12 protein-coding genes are annotated in these 17,395 nt (G+C 41.0%); all 12 read left to right on the top strand.

What is annotated here, in order from left to right:
* Nucleotides 1–25: 25 nt before the first annotated feature.
* The 12 genes from R2Q84_RS16230 to R2Q84_RS16175 all read left to right on the top strand — a co-directional run bounded on the left by R2Q84_RS16230 (nt 26) and on the right by R2Q84_RS16175 (nt 17,395).
* A complete protein-coding gene (locus R2Q84_RS16230; RefSeq protein ID WP_316817626.1) occupies nt 26–1,585 on the top strand; it encodes a RagB/SusD family nutrient uptake outer membrane protein in 1,560 nt (519 codons plus the stop codon).
* A 23-nt stretch (nt 1,586–1,608) separates the two neighbouring features.
* Nucleotides 1,609–2,475 carry a BT_3987 domain-containing protein gene (locus R2Q84_RS16225; RefSeq protein ID WP_316817625.1) on the top strand — a complete coding sequence of 289 codons (867 nt, stop codon included), beginning with the start codon at nt 1,609–1,611 and terminating at the stop codon, nt 2,473–2,475.
* A gap of 123 nt (nt 2,476–2,598) precedes the next feature.
* A complete protein-coding gene (locus R2Q84_RS16220; protein WP_316817624.1) occupies nt 2,599–3,846 on the top strand; it encodes a glycoside hydrolase family 27 protein in 1,248 nt (415 codons plus the stop codon).
* Between the two features lie 145 nt (nt 3,847–3,991).
* The gene (locus R2Q84_RS16215; protein WP_316817623.1) at nt 3,992–4,819 is read left to right on the top strand and encodes an AraC family transcriptional regulator; all 828 of its coding nucleotides are present in this window, start codon (nt 3,992–3,994) and stop codon (nt 4,817–4,819) included.
* 74 nt (nt 4,820–4,893) lie between these two features.
* Nucleotides 4,894–6,018 (top strand): agmatine deiminase family protein, encoded by a 1,125-nt coding sequence (locus tag R2Q84_RS16210; protein ID WP_316817622.1) that lies wholly within the window; start codon nt 4,894–4,896, stop codon nt 6,016–6,018.
* A gap of 18 nt (nt 6,019–6,036) precedes the next feature.
* Nucleotides 6,037–6,954 carry an endonuclease/exonuclease/phosphatase family protein gene (locus tag R2Q84_RS16205; protein WP_316817621.1) on the top strand — a complete coding sequence of 306 codons (918 nt, stop codon included), beginning with the start codon at nt 6,037–6,039 and terminating at the stop codon, nt 6,952–6,954.
* Nucleotides 6,955–7,113: 159 nt separating this feature from the next.
* Entirely contained in the window at nt 7,114–7,722 is a 609-nt protein-coding gene (locus tag R2Q84_RS16200; protein ID WP_316817620.1) for an RNA polymerase sigma-70 factor, read from the top strand.
* Nucleotides 7,723–7,865: 143 nt separating this feature from the next.
* Nucleotides 7,866–9,089, top strand: coding sequence for a FecR family protein (locus tag R2Q84_RS16195; protein ID WP_316817619.1), 1,224 nt, complete (start codon nt 7,866–7,868; stop codon nt 9,087–9,089).
* Between the two features lie 138 nt (nt 9,090–9,227).
* On the top strand, nt 9,228–12,632 hold the full coding sequence (locus tag R2Q84_RS16190; RefSeq protein ID WP_316817618.1) for a SusC/RagA family TonB-linked outer membrane protein: 3,405 nt from the start codon (nt 9,228–9,230) through the stop codon (nt 12,630–12,632).
* A 12-nt stretch (nt 12,633–12,644) separates the two neighbouring features.
* A complete protein-coding gene (locus R2Q84_RS16185; RefSeq protein WP_316817617.1) occupies nt 12,645–14,066 on the top strand; it encodes a RagB/SusD family nutrient uptake outer membrane protein in 1,422 nt (473 codons plus the stop codon).
* A gap of 84 nt (nt 14,067–14,150) precedes the next feature.
* Nucleotides 14,151–15,086 carry an ABC transporter ATP-binding protein gene (locus tag R2Q84_RS16180; RefSeq protein ID WP_316817616.1) on the top strand — a complete coding sequence of 312 codons (936 nt, stop codon included), beginning with the start codon at nt 14,151–14,153 and terminating at the stop codon, nt 15,084–15,086.
* 5 nt (nt 15,087–15,091) lie between these two features.
* Entirely contained in the window at nt 15,092–17,395 is a 2,304-nt protein-coding gene (locus tag R2Q84_RS16175; protein WP_316817615.1) for a Gldg family protein, read from the top strand.

The raw sequence follows: 17,395 nt of genomic DNA, 5'->3' as shown, positions 1-17,395 counted from the left end.
TGCTGTTTCATGCAAAAAAGACTATTTGGAACGAACTCCAAGTGATTTTATACCGGAGAAAGACGTTTTTAATAATACAGCCAATGCCGAGCAGTTTTTAAACAATGCTTATACCTCTTTGCCCAATATATTTAAGCTTGGTGCCGACAACAACTGGTTGCTGGCATCGGGAACGGATGAATCCGAACAGATCTGGGACAATGGGCTGGACTGTAATTACTTTAACAGCGGAAGTTGGAATGCCCAGAATTTTCCGATGCAGCAATACTGGTTTAATTTTTATAATTCTATCCGCAGGATCAATAAGTTTATAGAGAATTATGACATGATCCCTGAGGATGAGCTGGATGTGAACCGCAGAAAAAGAATGCTGGGCGAGGCCTATGCTTTAAGGGCATACTATTATTTTGAACTTTTCAGGATGTGGGGAGGTGTACCCCTTTTAGAAAAAAGTTTGAACCCAAGTGACGCAAACGGTGTACTGGTGCCCAGAAATTCAGCTGATGAAGTTGTCGCTTTTATAAAAAAGAACGTAGAACTGGCGATTCCTCTACTTCCAGCGAGGCATGTGGATTCCCAGTTTGGGAGAATGACTTCCGTAGCCTGTAAATTTCTATGGGCCAGGACCGCACTGTATTTTGCGAGCCCGCTTCATAATCCGGCTAAACTGCCAGAAAGATGGACAACAGCCGCTGCGGCAAATGCGGATGCTATTTCTGCTGCAGAAAGCAATGGATATAGTTTGTGTTTGACTGATCTTAACGGTAAAAAAGCATATGAAAGGATTTTTCTGGAACTGAATAATCCGGAAGCTATATTTACCCGGCCAGGCGATGATTTTTCACGTGACCAGGTTACCCAGTCGAACGCTGTCGGGGGATGGTACGGTACCGGACCAACACAGGAAATGGCTGAAGCCTATCAAATGACCAACGGACTGCCAATTGACGATCCTGCATCGGGTTATAACCCTCAGGATCCATTTAAAAACAGGGATCCAAGATTTTATCAAACAATAGTAGGGCATGGTATGACCTGGAAAAACCGCGTGGTAGACGTTCGTCCGGGAGGGGCAGACCTGAAAACAGATCACCCACCTACCAACTACTTTCTACGTAAGTTTATGGCAGAAGAGGTGAATATCTTTAACAGTACCAATAAAAAATACCGCCCATGGCTTTTGATGAGGCTTGGGGAATTATACCTCAATCTTGCTGAAGCACAAAATGAAGCCGAGGCTGCGCCGGGTCAAATAGTATACAATGCTGTAAATGCCATCAGAAGAAGGGCCAATATGCCAGAGCTTCCGGAAGGGCTTACGAAGGCGCAGATGCAACAACGTATACGTAGTGAGAGACAGGTAGAGCTTGCCTTCGAAGACCACCGTTTCTGGGATGTGAGGAGATGGAAAATTGCAGAAGTAACCGACAATAGACCAATTCATTATATGAGTGTAAGCGCAACGAATATTTACAGTTATCCGGTACGTGAAACAAGAACATTCCTGACTAAACACTATTTATTCCCAATTCCCCAGTCTGAAATTGATAAGAATCCCAAACTTATCCAAAACCCAGGATGGTAGTACAAATCTAATCAGAAATAAAAATGAAAAAAATATTCACCATATTCATTACAACATGTTTCTTTTTTTGCGGGTGTAAAAAAGAAATTCCTTTTGATTTTACTGATAATGCCGAAACTGTGAGCATATATATGCCACAGGCAATTAACCAGCCATTTTCCAAGGTATCCGTATTCCAGCCAATCTTACCTTCTGACCCAATAAAAACAGTGCTGAACTTTGGGGCTTATTTTGGTGGCTATAATCCGACATCCCAGGATATTAGTGCTACGTTTGTTGTAAACGCAAATGGGTTGGCCGAATTGAATAAAGCAGAAGCGCTGGAAAACAGACCGCCTTATTTATTGTTGCCTTCCAATATGTACAGCATTGAGTCACTGACGACGACAATAAAGAAAGGAAAATACAGCAGCGATGTTTTAAATTTAGTGATCGACAGTAAGGTTATACCCTCGGGAAGCAAATACGCACTTCCATTGGTACTCAGCTCGGTTAGCAATGGATTTAAGATTTCAGATCGGCTGAATACTACCATATTTACATTTGATGTACCAGATCCCTGGACAAAATTTGCCGGCAGTTACAAAGCAACAGGTGTATTTAAGCACCCAACTTCAGGAGAAAGAGCTATTAACCTGTCGGCAACGCTTGAATATCAGGGCAACAAAACTTACCGGGCTCCACTGGCCGATCTGGCTGGTTCCAACTATTATATGTTGCTGAAGGTTAACGACGACAATACAGTAACCATCAGCCCGTCGGGAGTTACGCCTAATATCGATCAGCACTGGGGACCGAATACCTTTGACCCTGCTACCAATACATTTTCTCTTAATTATTCTTACAATACATCAGAGCCACGTATTGTGGTACAAAAATTCGTAAAATAGTTAGAACGCTCCAATTTAAATTTGCTTACCGGGTATTATTTCCCGGTAAGCTTAAAATCCAGCCCTTACCAATCATTCTCTACAAGCTGATAACTTGAAAATAATTATCTTTAGAAAAAAACAATGAAACTAATAAAAATCAGCTCGCTTGCTTTTATAGCTATCCTTCTGTCACTCCCCTCAGTCTTTGCTCAGTCCGTATCTAAGCCCAAAACTCCTATGATGGGCTGGTCGAGTTGGAACAACTTTCGGGTCAACATCGATGAGAAACTAATTAAAGAACAGGCAGACGCTTTGATTAAATCGGGCCTTAAAAATTCGGGCTATAATTTTATAAATATAGACGATGGTTTTTTTGGAGGTAGAAATGCCAAGGGTGAACTTCAATACAATAAAAAGCGTTTCCCCAATGGCATGAAAGCCATTGCTGATTATATACACAGTAAAGGCTTGAAAGCAGGTATCTACACCGAAGCAGGTATTACCTCCTGCGCTGCTATTTGGGATCAGGATACTATTGGCACCAATTCAGGGCTTTACAACCACGATGAAGAAGATCTTACGCTTTTCCTAAAAACCTGGGGCTATGATTTTTTAAAAGTGGATTGGTGCGGTGCTGAAAAAATGAACCTGAATGAACAACTCCGTTACACGCAAATTGCCAATTGGATAAAAGTAATTAAGCCACAGGTACTTTACAACATTTGCCGTTGGAAATTTCCTGGTGAATGGGCTCCGCTGATTGCAGACTCCTGGCGTGTATCGGGAGATATTGCTAATAACTTCAATTCGATACTTCACATTATCAATCAAAACGCCGATCTGTGGCGATATTGTTCACCAGGCCACTTCAACGATATGGATATTTTGCAGGTAGGCCGCGGAATGACTTTTGAAGAAGACAAAAGCCATTTTAGTTTATGGTGTATGATGAATTCGCCGCTACTTTTGGGTAACGACTTGCGCTCCATTTCAAAGCAAACGCTTTCTATTGTTACCAATAAAGAGTTAATCGCTTTAAATCAGGACCCGTTTTGCTACCAGGCAAGAAGGCTTCAAGATAGTTTAGGCATACAGCTTTGGGCAAAACCATTGGCGAGTGCCGAAAGTGGCGAAGTAGCAGTAGCCTTTCTCAATACTAACAGTGTTGCCACAGATGCAACATTACATATAGATAAAATAGGGATTGATACAAAACAGGCCTATACTATCCGTGATTTGTGGAAGCATGAAAATATAACGACTTCCAGTAACGCAACATCCACTTTTTCGGTTCCTGCACACGGTGTTGTGGTATTAAAGATATCAGGTAAGTCTTTGCCTTTCAATGTTTTTGAGCGTACTGACGCAAAAAAAGCGGCATTAAAATAATCACAAGGATCTGGCCCAGATAGCTCTTGGGCCAATTCGCTGCCACCAGTAGCACTTCGGAATCAACTAAAAAAGCTAATCCCATTTCAAATAAATCAATGTTTGAATAGTACATTATTGTAGCTTTGAGTATTACATATTTGATATGGGATTGGAGAAAATTCAGCATATAATTAAATATATTGAGGAACATTACCATCAAAATATTCCGATTCAAAAATTAGAACATATATCTAATTATTCTTATCGGAATGTCCAACGTGTATTTAAAATTATTTTTAAGGAATCGTTAGGCGCATTTCAAAAAAGACTGAAGCTTGAACATGCTTATAAAAAATTGATTTATACAAGTGATTCCATTACTGATATCTCTTATTCTGTAGGTTTTGATAGCCTGCAATCTTTTTCTAAAGCATTTAAAAAGCAGTTTAAAGTTTCACCAATTCAAGCAAGGAGAGAAAAGCTGGTTGTTTTCGAAAATTTTATCAATAACAGCAACGAAGAAAATAGAAGTATAAATTATGAGCTGGTCTTTTTAAAGGAAATGAAGGTATTTTATATTGGAATCCAAACAAAAAACTACGATAGTACTGAAATTGAGTTGTTATGGGATAAAGTTGATATAGTTACCGGAAAAGACAAAACTACAGCATGTTTTGGAATCATAGTGGATCAGCCATTAATTACTGACAAATTAAAATGCAGGTATGAAGCTTGTATAGATAAAGAACCTCCGGGTAAAGAATTTCTATCGACCCGGATTTTTGGCGGTAGGTATGCAAAATACATTCATAAAGGGAGTTATGGTTTAATAGAAGATACCTACAGACAAATATATAAAGACTGGCTTTTTAACTCGATACTTGAATTTGATAGCTCTCCTATTATAGAACACTACATGAAAAATGATTATAACACAGGAAACATGGATGACTACATTACAGAGATCCTCATTCCGGTTAAAAAGAAATAGTTGTCAATTTTGGACAATATATCGACCTGTATTATCGGTTTTTTTGTAAAAAAAAGACTGTTTAAACTTAAGTCATGAACAAAATGTTATTCCTGATGATACCGATATTAACTATTTTTTCTTCCTGTCAAAAAAGTGAAGAAAATTATCAACCTGCAGACTCTGCAATAATTTATACCATGCCAGAAGAATCGGCGCCGCACGAGGGTACCTGGCTTCAATGGCCCCATCAATATCAATATGGTATCACCTATCGCAACAGATTGGATGGCACCTGGATAAAAATGACACAAGCATTGGTAGAAAGTGAAAATGTTCACATTATCGCTTATGATGATACAGAAAAAAACAGGATTATGCGCTTACTCGATAAGGCAGGTATCCCTTTGACGAATGTGGATTTTAAAATTTATCAAACTGATGATGTTTGGGTAAGAGATAATGGTCCAATCTACGTAAGAGATAAGAAAGGAGAGCTGGTTATAGAAGATTGGGGCTTTAATGGCTGGGGGAAAAAAGCAGATTATGAAAATTGTAACGCTGTTCCTGCAAAAATTGCTGATGATCAAAACAGGACAAAAGTTGATCTAAATAATGTCATGATAAATGAAGGTGGGGCTGTTGAAATTGATGGAAATGGAACGCTCTTGGCAACTAAAAGTGCGATACTGAATAACAATAGAAATCCTGATATGACACAAGCAGAGGCAGAAGCTGTTTTTACTAAATATCTGGGCGTAACCAAATTTGTTTGGTTAAAAGGAAAGGCTGGTCTGGAAATTACAGATATGCATATAGATGGTTTTGCCCGGTTTGGTAATACAACAACTTTAGTAACAATGAATGAAGATGATTTACTATATTGGCAAGTACCCAAAGATGATATTAGTAGCCTTTATGCAGCCACTGATAGAAACGGAAAGAACTATAACATTGTGAAACTCCCGTTAACGAAAAATGATGTTGAAACAACTTATGGCAAAAAATTGGGTTACAAAGGTTCCTATGTAAATTATTATATTGGAAATAAAAAAGTACTGGTTCCTAATTATAATGATCCTAATGATGCAGTAGCGAATAAAATTATACAAAGTCTCTATCCTGATAGAACCGTAGTTGGGATAGACGTGAGAGATTTATATGCCAATGGTGGAATGATTCACTGCGTAACTCAACAACAGCCTAAAGATAAATTTTAGTAAACATACAAAACCAAGATGAAACATACTTTTTTCTTTCTAGCCTTGATATTATTTTTTTTAAACTGCGAAGCTCAAAAGCAGTCAGGTACTTTTAAAGTAATGGCCTGGAATATATTGCACGGCGCAAATGACAGCAAGAATGGGAAAGCCAACGCCATACAGATTATAAGAGAAATTGATCCGGATGTAATATTGATGGTGGAAACTTACGGTTCTGGCAAAATGATAGCTGATTCCTTAGGCTACAACTTTCATTTAATTGCCAAAGAAGGTACTGCCTTGGATGATAAAAGTGTTAATCTGTCAATTATATCAAGGTATCCTTTTGCGGAACGAATTGATACGGAGTATCCTTTTTATTTGGGCGGACGAGAAATTATAATTCAAAACCAGAGGATAAGATTTTTCTCGAATTGGTTTCATTATTTACCATGGGAAAACGAGCCTGAAAAATTAGGTAAAACCGCAGAAGAACTTCTGGTTTGGGAAAGAACAGGAGCTAAATATGAAATGATACAAAAGGTGTTGCCCTATATAAAAAAATATGCAGCAGAAACGGATTCAATACCTATGATTCTCGGTGGAGATTTAAATACCCCTTCTCATCTGGATTGGACTGCCAAAACCAGGAAAAATCATAATAATCTGGTAGTTCCATGGTATTCAACAAAAGTACTACAGGATATCGGCTTGGTAGATACCTATAGAACCCTGAACCCAAATGCCATCACACATCCTGGCATTACATGGCATACTAAAGGAGAAAATGATGATCATCGGATAGATTATATATTCTACAAAAGTCCGAAGTTAAAAGCCATAAAATCGGAGTCTTATAAAGTGTTTTTTGATGAAACAATAAAATTGAACGGTAAAGAAATTTTATATCCTTCTGACCATGGGTTTGTTGTGACAACCTTTAAAATAAAGTAAAAATAGCTTTTACTTTATTTTAATAATATATTTCTTTTCTGTAGCCGGGGGCATTTTGTCGAACTGAAGGTTAAAATCCGAGCTAACAACAAAAGCAGGACAAAAAATATTGTTCTGCTTTTGTTGTTCTCGCTCAATTATTATTTAAGTTCGCATTAAATGAGCAGCAGCGATAAACATAAGCAGCCAGGGTCTGATGTAATGGAGGCTTTCAGGAAGGGGGATGAAACCGCCTTACAGTATTTTTTTGATCTCCATTATAAATCCCTATGTTATTTTGCTGCAGGGCTTACGGGTGATGATGCCGAGGCAGAGGATATAGTGGCGGATTGTTTTGTGAAGCTGTGGGAACAGCATGAGCGAAAAGAAACAGCACAAACTATCAAAGCCTTTTTATATATCAGCTGCCGAAATGCATGTCTTAACCACCTGAAAAAACTAAAGCGTAGGACCGGGTGGCAGGAGGATTATCTGCAACAATTGGAAAACGGCAACGAAAAGATGCTACAACAGGTGGTAGAATCAGAATTTCTGGATGTGCTGGATAAAGAAGTGGCCGGACTACCGGGCCAATGTGCCGAGGTTTTTAAGCTGATTTATTATGAAGGCAGGAAAACGGACGAAATAGCCGAATTGCTGGATATTAATGTAAAGACAGTGCGTAACCATAAAGCCAGGGCGGTAGAATTACTGCGTACGTCATTTTTAAAGAAGGGTTTGCCAGATGTGCTGATGCTGGCCCTGACGCTGTATCTGAAGAGCAAATAAAAAAAAATCAAAAAAAAATTGGGCGTTTGCCAAAAATGTTGTCTCTATGTTAAATCCGGGTTAAATAATGATAACTCACACCCCGGGGATTTAGGATAATTATGGTTAAATTATTGCCATAAAACATTTAGAAAACAGAAGTAATGCTTGAACAGGAATTTGATATAGCCTCTATATTGGCTGCCCGGTTAAGGGGCGAACCTGATGTTGATGCACAGCAAAGGCTGGATACCTGGCTGGAAGCAGATGCAGGAAACAGACTGCTGTTTGATGCATTGATGCAGGAGGAGCTTGTAAAGCAGAAGCTAATCAGGTTTAACAAAGCAGATAAACAGGCTATATGGAATAAAACCAAAGCCGGGATGATCAGCGGAACGTCTAAAATGCCTGTTGCAAGAATAAAAACTATAAAACTATGGCCACGTATTGCTGGTATTGCAGCTGCATTAACGGCAATAGCTTTTGGAACATGGTTCTTCTTTGCTTCCCGTCAATCTGACGACTCCCGTTATGCCCAACTTGTTTCGGAATCTTATGGCATTGCTTCCGGAAAAAACACTGCAACATTGAGCGTTAACGGAAAATCGATGCAGCTTAGTGAAGCAAAGACAGGGGTGAAAATTGATAATGACAAACTTATCTATAGTGATGGCAGTGCCCTCTCTGCTGAGCAGTCAGCTCTTCCAAAGGATGAGAACAGTGTCGTAATTGCAACTACGCCCCGCGGTGGAACATATGAGTTCGTTTTACAAGACGGCACCAGGGTTTGGTTGAATGCTGATAGTAAATTGGAATTTTTCTCCAGCTATAAGAACAAATCCCAAAGGATTGTAAAGCTTGAAGGTGAAGCATATTTTGAAGTAGCTAAACTCCTGTATGCTTCCGGGAGGGATGGCCACAAACCTGAGCAAGTCCCTTTTATTGTGGAAAGTGCCGGACAAAAGGTGGAAGTGCTGGGAACCCACTTTAATGTAAATGCCTACAAAAATGAAAATGCCATAAAAACTACACTTTTGGAGGGAAAGGTTAAGGTACTTGCCGGAAGGGAAACTCAGGTGCTTAGTCCGGGAGAACAGGCAAGAAACAATGGACGGTCTTTAAATGTTCAGAAAGTGAATACCGAAAACATCACAGACTGGAAAGAGAACGATTTTGTTTTTAATGGTGATGATTTTAAAACCGCTATGCGCAAAATTGAAAGATGGTACAATGTAGAAGTCGTTTATGAAGAAGGGATTAGCAGTGACATTGAGATCGGTGGTTGGATATCCAGAAAAAATAATATAGCATCCGTATTAAAGTTAATAGAATCAACTAAACAGGTAAAATTTAAAATCGACGGAAGGAGGGTCTTTGTATATAAATAACTACGAAAAATAAAGAACAACCAGGAATGCGCTAACACTCCTGGTGTGTGTCTGGCAAATTAATAATTTCTTATCAACTGAATTGCAGGTGCCTGAGTTTCGAAGCCGTGGCATGCTGCTTAACCAAACTAGATGTAAATGTATAAAAATTTCACCATGAAATGGGGTGTGCCTCGTGGGTACATTTCTAAAATATTGCTAATTATGCGCTTAACCACCGTAATATTGATAGCAACGCTCATACAGGTCAGCGCCGCCGGCTTTGCCCAGCGCATAACGCTTAACCAACGTAATGTAACACTCGAACTTGTGTTAAAGGAAATCCGCAAACAAAGTGGCTATGATTTTGCATACGACCGTAAAGTTGTGCGCGGGAGCGAGCAAATAAGTATTATAATTAACAATGCAACTGTTGAAGAAACGCTTCAGACAGTTTTAAAAGGGCTGCCACTTGACTACGAGATCAAGGGAAAAACAGTTTCCATCAGCAGGAAAACCGAATCGCCTTCCTTTCTGGATAAAGTGGTATCTGCTTTTGCTGCTATTGATGTACGCGGCAGGGTACTGGATAGTAAGGGAGGCCCGCTTATCGGAGCAACGGTCAAGGTAAAGGGCTCAAAACAAACCGTTACAACAGATCGGAATGGAGAATTCCATTTAAAGGGAGTGGAGAAGGATGTTGTGCTTGAAGTATCGTTTATAGGCTATACAAAGAAAGAAATCAAAGCAAGTTCAGATTTACAATCTATTGTTCTGGAACTTAGTGATTCTAAGCTTGATGAGGTACAGGTGATTGCTTACGGTACGGATACTAAACGGTTTTCTATTGGTTCGGTTGCAACAGTTTCGGCCAAACAAATAGAAGAACAACCGGTCGCTAATTTATTGCTTACCCTGCAGGGGCAGGCACCCGGTCTGGCCATCACTGCAACAAGCGGGGTTCCGGGCAGCAGGGTAGGAGTCCAGGTGAGAGGCCAGAATACCATGTTGTCCAATTCTTCGGGCTTCAAGCCTTTTGATCAGCCATTGTTCATCATAGACGGGACACCTTTTGCCCCACAAAATAACGATATCAGTCAGCTTTCAAACCTTGCGGATCTGGGCATTCGTGACCAGCCTGTAGGTATGAGCCCTTTTATGGGGATCAATCCTGCAGATATAGAAAGCATAACCATACTTAAGGATGCCGATGCTACCTCTATTTATGGAACGCAAGGTTCCAATGGGGTTATTCTCATTACCACAAAACGTGGAAAGGCCGGTAAGACCACATTTAACCTGAACGCCAATACGAGCTTTAATACATCTGCCAGGGCACCGGAACTGATGAATGCGCAGCAGTATTTCCAGATGCGCAGAGATGCCTTTGCTGCAGATGGAATTACACCTACTGTAGCCTTTGGGCCTGGTTATGCACCTGATCTGATGATCTTTGACCAGAATAAAAATACAGACTGGCAGAAGGTTATGTTTGGAAAAACAACTACCAATACCGATTTGCATGGTACTTTATCAGGCGGAAGTGTAAACAATACTTTTTTGGTTTCAGCAGGTTATACCCATAGTAACTTTAATTTCCCTGGAGCGGGTTTTGCAGATCAGCGAATGACACTGCACAGCGCATTTCATCATAACTCTGCAGACAACAGGCTGACTGTAGATCTGATCATGGATTTGGGCTATGCAAAGAATAATTCACCGGGTTTTGGTGGTGGACAGTATGCGCTGCTACCTCCTAATTTACCTGAACTTCAGGATGCACAGGGAAACCTGGTATGGAGCTATAAAGGTGTAGACCTGCTTGGCAGCCAGTTTATAGCTTACCTTAGAAGGCCAACGCTATTACAGAATTATAATCAGAACAATACTTTGCGTTTGGGCTATAAAATACTTTCTGGTTTAAATGTAAGTGTGAATATGGGTTATAGCCGCAATACTTCCCAGGGGCATTTAACGAACCCGGCTGCTGCGCAAAATCCGGCCTATGCAAATGCTTCGGCACAATTTTCCAATAACAATTACCAGTCTATCAATATAGAGCCGCAGTTAGATTATAGCTATTCATGGGGAAAGGGAATGCTTACTGCCTTGCTGGGAGGTACTTATAAAAAGAACTTAGGCTATACCAATAGGATGATAGGAAACAGTTATGCAAGCGATTATTTTCTGGGCTCCATCAATGGTGCGGCATCAATACTTACCTCTGATGACAGTGATATTTATAAATACGCTGCAGGTTTTGCCAGGGTTAAGTATGTACATGATCAGAAATATATCCTTAGCTTAACGGGCAGACGCGATGGATCAAGTAATTTTGGTGCTGGTCGTAAATTCGGTAATTTTGGATCAGTGGGTGCAGGCTGGATCTTTTCTGAGGAAGAGGGTTTTTATAAGGCATTGCCTTTGATCAGCTATGGCAAGCTTTCGGGTAGTTATGGAACCAGCGGAACTGATGGTGTTGAGGCTTATCAATATCAGGCTTTATGGCAATTGCAGAGTACACTGCCTCCTTTCCAGGGCGCCAGACCCAATACGCCATATAACCTTTACAATCCTGAGTACAGCTGGGCTTTGAAGAAAGCACTGAATGTTTCGCTTGACCTCGGATTTTTCAAGGACCGCCTGCTTTTAAATGCTACTTATTACCGGAATCGGGTAAGTGATCAGCTTGGCGGTTATCCACTTCCAGGCCAGGCCGGATTTCCTTCAGTGTTGAGAAATATTCCTGCTACCATTCAAAATCAGGGCTGGGAGTTCTCGGTTAATTCAACCAATATCAAAACAAAGGATTTCAGCTGGACAACAAATTTCAACATCAGCTTTAATGACAACAAGCTGCTGGATTTCCCAAATCTTGAATCGTCGCCTTACAATTCTAAATATGTGATCGGCGAGCCAACTTCCATTATCATGGGCTACAAGTATAAAGGTGTTAACCCAACTACTGGCTTGTTCGAGTACTACGATAAAAGCGGAAATATAACCAATATGCCAAAAAGCGGTGTAGCTGCTGTTGGAGGCGACCAGGTACCAATTGCAGACCTGGAGATTAAATATATGGGAGGAATTGGAAACTCGTTTACTTATAAGCGGTTTAACCTTATGGCCTTTTTCCAGTTTTCGAGCAGGACAGCGGCAAACTACCTGTATACGCTGTATGTTGGGTCAGCACCAGGAATGAGTATGACCAATTTACCTGTCGAAGCACTTAATTATTGGAAGAATCCTGGCGATCAGACTACTATGCAGAAATTATCTGTTAATTTTTCATCGGCTGCCAGTACTGCATCCAGAAGTTTTAGTAATTCTTCAGGGGCTTATAGCGATGATACTTATCTGCGTTTAAAAACTTTGGCTTTATCGTATGCACTGCCGGATGCCTGGCTGAAAAAAGCACATATCAGTGGTTGTCGGGTTTTTGCAAACGCACAGAACCTGTTAACGTTCACCAATTATAAGGTAGGAGATCCGGAGCTGACCAGCAGTTATACTGCTTTGCCGGTTCAGCGTATCGTAGCCTTTGGATTAAACTTTAACCTTTAATTACCGACCGTCATGAAAAAGAACTTTTTTTTAAATTATAAAGTAATAATGGGTTTGCTGGTTATTGTACTGGCAGCAGCTTCCTGCAAAAAATTAATTGAAATCCCCGGAAATCCACCTACCAAGATTACACAGGAGCAGCAGTTTGCTGATAGTACCGTGACCATGATGGCCGTTGCAGGTGTTTATTCCTATCCCTCTCTGGGTGGTTTTACCTTTAACAATGGTTTTTTAACTATTGCCACGGGACTTTCTGCTGATGAGTTTTCTACAACGAGCACCAATCAAAATATCGCTGACTTTTATAGCTACAGTCAGACTGATATCAATACCACGGTTGCTATCCTCTGGGCTGATCCCTACAAAGGAATATATCCTGTAAATACGATCATGGAGCAGGTAGGGAGTAGTAGCAAGCTGTCTGCAACTTTCAAGAAGCAGATTGTTGCAGAAATGAAAGTGCTGCGGGCACTCTATCATTTTAACCTGGTTAACCTGTTTGGGGGAGTACCGGTAATTACGTCAACTGACTATAAAGTAAATGCCGTTTTGCCGCGTAACTCTGTGGATGAGGTGTATGCACAGATCATTAAGGACCTTACCGAAGCAAAGCAGGATCTGGCACTGAATTATCCTTCGGCAGGCCGGCTTCGTCCAAACCGTTATACTGCCGAGGCTTTTTTAGCAAAGGTCTATTTGTATCGCAAGAATTGGCAGGCAGCTTATGATGCGGCGAATTCAGTAATTACGTCGGGGGTATATACCCTGCCAACGGATTTGAATGCCGTTTTTCTAGATGGCAGCAAGGAAGCCATATGGCAGTTGCCTGCCCATTTTGATTCCAGGTACCTGAGGGTTAAGGATACCGATAATTTTATCCCTTTTTTCAATGGTCTTATGCCAACTTATCCGCTAAGCACTTACCTCAAAAACGCCTTCGAACCCGGGGACTCACGTATGATAAAATGGTTAGGAATATCAACTGTTGGTGGTCAGAATTATTATTATCCTTATAAATATAAAAATACTGCACAAGTACCCGCTTCTACGGTTGAAGATTATATGATCTTTCGCTTCGCTGAACAATACCTGATCCGTGCAGAGGCCCGTATTCATCTGGGGGACATTGCAGGAGGGATAGATGACCTGAATGTGCTCCGTACCAGGGCAAGAGCAGCAGCTACTACAGCAATCCCGAACCCTTTACCTGATTTGAGCAACACATTATCAGAAGCCGATGCATTGAAAGCCCTGATGAAGGAACGTCAGACTGAGCTTTTCTGCGAATGGGGCAACCGCTGGTTCGACCTGAAAAGAACCGGTACTGCCGATGCCATACTGGGTGCTGAAAAACCTGGCTGGAAGCCAGGGGCTGTTTTGTATCCTGTACCACTGGCAGAACGGGAAAAGAACCCATTCCTGACGCCAAACTAAGCGTATAATTTTTATAAAAAAGATATGGTCGCCCTGAATTCGTTTCAGGGCGATGGTATCGTCATGAAAAACCAATAACACACAATGAAAGAAAGTATTATTTCTGTAGAGGGACTGTCTCATAAATACAGTAGCTCCTGGGCGATCCAGGATATCGGTTTTGAAATTAACAAAACCGGTATTTTAGGATTGCTGGGATCTAACGGAGCCGGAAAATCTACAACCATGAATATCATGTGCGGGGTATTGAACCAAACCAAAGGCAGTGTATTTATTAATGGGATTGACTTGCGGAAACAACCTGAGCTGGCAAAAAAGGAAATCGGGTTTTTACCTCAGCAGGCACCGCTTTACAAAGAACTAACTGTTGATGAGTACCTGTTGCACTGCGGCTATTTAAGACAGTTGGACAAAAGAATGATTGGGAAGGCTGTAGACGAGGCCAAAGAACGGTGCGGACTTACGCATTTCAGTAAACGCCTGATCGGGAACCTTTCGGGGGGCTACCAGCAACGTGTGGGGATAGCCCAGGCTATTATCCACAAACCTTTACTGGTTGTTTTAGATGAGCCGACCAATGGACTGGACCCCAACCAGATCATTGAAGTGCGGTCGCTGATCAAAGAAATTGCAGAAGAACGTGCTGTGATCTTCTCTTCGCATATCCTTTCAGAAGTACAATTGCTTTGTAAGGAAATTCGAATGATAGATCAGGGTAAACTGGTTTTTTCTGATACGATGGACGCCTTTAATAATTATGTGGCCGCACAAAGTATACGGGTAGAAATGGACCGTCCGCCTGCCGGGGAAGAACTCTTAAAAATAGAAGGGGTTACCAAAGTAGAGTTCCTGACCGCGCGGAGCCTGAAAATATATTTTGATGGTGATCATGAAGTAACCGACCGGATCATCAAAACGAGTGTTCATCACGACTGGCACCTGAGAGAGATCTTTTTTGACAAAAACTCATTAGATGAAATATTCGCTCAATTGTCCAATTATACCAAATCAGTTAATTAAATATTTTGAAAACAATACTTAGAATAGCTCGTGTGGAGCTAAGTGCATTATTTTATTCTCCGATTGCCTGGTTTTTACTGATACTTTTTCACATTCAGCTGGGCATGGCCTATGTAGATAAGCTTGATTACGCGGTAACAGATCAGGAGCTTGGCCGCCTGCTGGGAAATTTAACCTTTAATTTTTTTGCCAATCCGCAACAGGGCGGGCTTTTAATTTCAACAGTACTGAGTAACTTATACCTCTATATTCCCTTGATAACGATGGGACTGATCAGCCGGGAAACCCACTCTGGTACCATTAAATTACTCTATTCTTCGCCGGTTAAACTTTCTTCCATTGTTTTAGGGAAGTATGTAGCGATGCTGATCTTTAACCTGTGTATGATCATGGTCATCATGATCTCTGTGGTTTTTGCTTCCTTTCATATTGAATCACTGGATGCAGGACTGATTTTTAGTGGTCTGCTGGGAGTCTATTTATTACTTAGTGCATATGCTGCAATAGGACTTTTCATGTCTTGTCTGAGTACCTATCAGGTGGTTGCGGCTATCGCTACGTTCGCAGTGTTTGCGCTGCTGAAGTTTGTGGGTGGTTTATGGCAGGATTACGATTTTTTTAGAGACCTGACCAGTTATCTGTCGATTTCAGGCCGTACCGAAACTATGGTTTTCGGGCTGATTACCACCAAAGATGTGCTCTATTATGTATTGATTACAGCTATGTTCCTGACTTTTGCCTGGTTAAAACTAAAAGGCGAGAGGGATTCCGATAGCTGGATGAAATCTGCCCTTAGATACAGCATGGTTTTAGCCGTTGTCCTGGTAGTCGGATATGTGAGTTCGATGCCCGGTTTTGTTGGCTATTGGGATACTACCCGTACCCGTATGAATACAATTAGTGAAAAGGCACAGCAAGTAATAAAGGACTTGGGAGATGAACCTTTAACAGTGACTACCTATGTCAATTTTCTGGATGATACCTATTTTTACGGGCAGCGAAGATCCCGAAATGCCGATAAAAGGCGCTGGGAAGAATATATCCGTTTTAAAAAAGACATCAGGCTAAACTATGTAAATTATTATGACAGTACCCGGAATGAATATATATATAAAACTAATCCCGGTAAAACACTGGAACAGATAGCCAAAGACAGGGCCAAAGCTTTTAAGGTTGATCTGGACTGGTTTATAAAGCCGGCTGAAATCAGGAAAATGATCAATCTGGTACCAGAGAAGAACCGCCTGGTTATGCTATTGGAATACAAAGGCAAAAAAACTTTTCTGCGTGTTTTCGATGATCTTGATGTTTATCCTTCTGAGATTGAGATTGTAGCTGCTTTGAAGCGTTTAACTGTTCCGCTTCCACGGATTGCCTTTTTACAGGGGGAAGAAGAACGCAGCATCGACAAATCGGGAGACAGGCACTATAAAATGGCTACCAGCGAAGTAAATACCCGGGCAGCACTGATCAATCAGGGATTTGATGTACTGAGTTTGTCGTTAAAAGAACAGGATATCCCGAAGGGGCTGACTGCCCTGGTGATCGCAGACCCGCGCGCTGAATTTGATCCTGTTGTCCTGAAAAAAATTGAGCAGTATATTGATGGGGGCGGAAACCTGCTTTTAGCAGGAGAACCAGGAAAGCAATCCGTTTTAAATCCCATTTTAAAACGCCTGGGTGTACAATTAATGGATGGCACCATAGTGCAGGGAAACAAGAGTCTTGCACCTGATGAAGTGAAGTCATATGTATCGGCCGTAGGGGATGAATTTGGAAGCAGGATTATTAGCATGTACAACCGCAAGACGCCTGTAAATACATATGGGGCAGCAGGTTTAACTTTTGTTAATAACGGTGATTTTAAAATCCGGACTTTGTTGAGTACAGACGGGAAATCGAGTTGGAATAAAACGGGGAAACTGGTACTGGATTCGGCTGATGTGATTTTTAATCCGAAGGCTGGCGATGAGATGAAGGCGCTGCCTACTGCAATATATTTAACAAGAAATATAGACGCAAAAGAGCAGCGGATCCTGGTTACAGGTGATGCAGATTTTTTAAGCAATATCGAACTGTCAAGAAAGGTTTATCCTGAAACCGCAAATGGTAAATTCTACCAGGGGCTTTTAGGCTGGTTCACTTATGGAAAGTTCCCGATTGAAACGAACCGTGCCAGTACTACCGATAATTCACTGAACGTGACAAGTGATGGTGTGAAAGGAATTAAACTGGTTATATTATTCGTTATTCCAGCTGTCCTGCTTTTAGCAGGAGCGATATTACTGATACGACGTAAACGCAAATAA

It is taken from the genome of Pedobacter nyackensis (assembly GCF_032678475.1).
GTDB classification, from domain to species: domain Bacteria; phylum Bacteroidota; class Bacteroidia; order Sphingobacteriales; family Sphingobacteriaceae; genus Pedobacter; species Pedobacter nyackensis_A.
Note: the sequence above shows the minus strand (reverse complement) of the source record. Positions and strands in the feature narration are given on the sequence as shown.

What these genes read in the sequence shown, in the direction of transcription:
- R2Q84_RS16225 (WP_316817625.1), top strand. Translation starts at nt 1,609, where the DNA reads ATGAAAAAAATATTCACCATATTCATTACAACATGTTTCTTTTTTTGC.
- R2Q84_RS16220 (WP_316817624.1), top strand. Translation starts at nt 2,599, where the DNA reads ATGAAACTAATAAAAATCAGCTCGCTTGCTTTTATAGCTATCCTTCTG.
- R2Q84_RS16215 (WP_316817623.1), top strand. Translation starts at nt 3,992, where the DNA reads ATGGGATTGGAGAAAATTCAGCATATAATTAAATATATTGAGGAACAT.
- R2Q84_RS16210 (WP_316817622.1), top strand. Translation starts at nt 4,894, where the DNA reads ATGAACAAAATGTTATTCCTGATGATACCGATATTAACTATTTTTTCT.
- R2Q84_RS16205 (WP_316817621.1), top strand. Translation starts at nt 6,037, where the DNA reads ATGAAACATACTTTTTTCTTTCTAGCCTTGATATTATTTTTTTTAAAC.
- R2Q84_RS16200 (WP_316817620.1), top strand. Translation starts at nt 7,114, where the DNA reads ATGAGCAGCAGCGATAAACATAAGCAGCCAGGGTCTGATGTAATGGAG.
- R2Q84_RS16195 (WP_316817619.1), top strand. Translation starts at nt 7,866, where the DNA reads ATGCTTGAACAGGAATTTGATATAGCCTCTATATTGGCTGCCCGGTTA.
- R2Q84_RS16190 (WP_316817618.1), top strand. Translation starts at nt 9,228, where the DNA reads ATGTATAAAAATTTCACCATGAAATGGGGTGTGCCTCGTGGGTACATT.
- R2Q84_RS16185 (WP_316817617.1), top strand. Translation starts at nt 12,645, where the DNA reads ATGAAAAAGAACTTTTTTTTAAATTATAAAGTAATAATGGGTTTGCTG.
- R2Q84_RS16180 (WP_316817616.1), top strand. Translation starts at nt 14,151, where the DNA reads ATGAAAGAAAGTATTATTTCTGTAGAGGGACTGTCTCATAAATACAGT.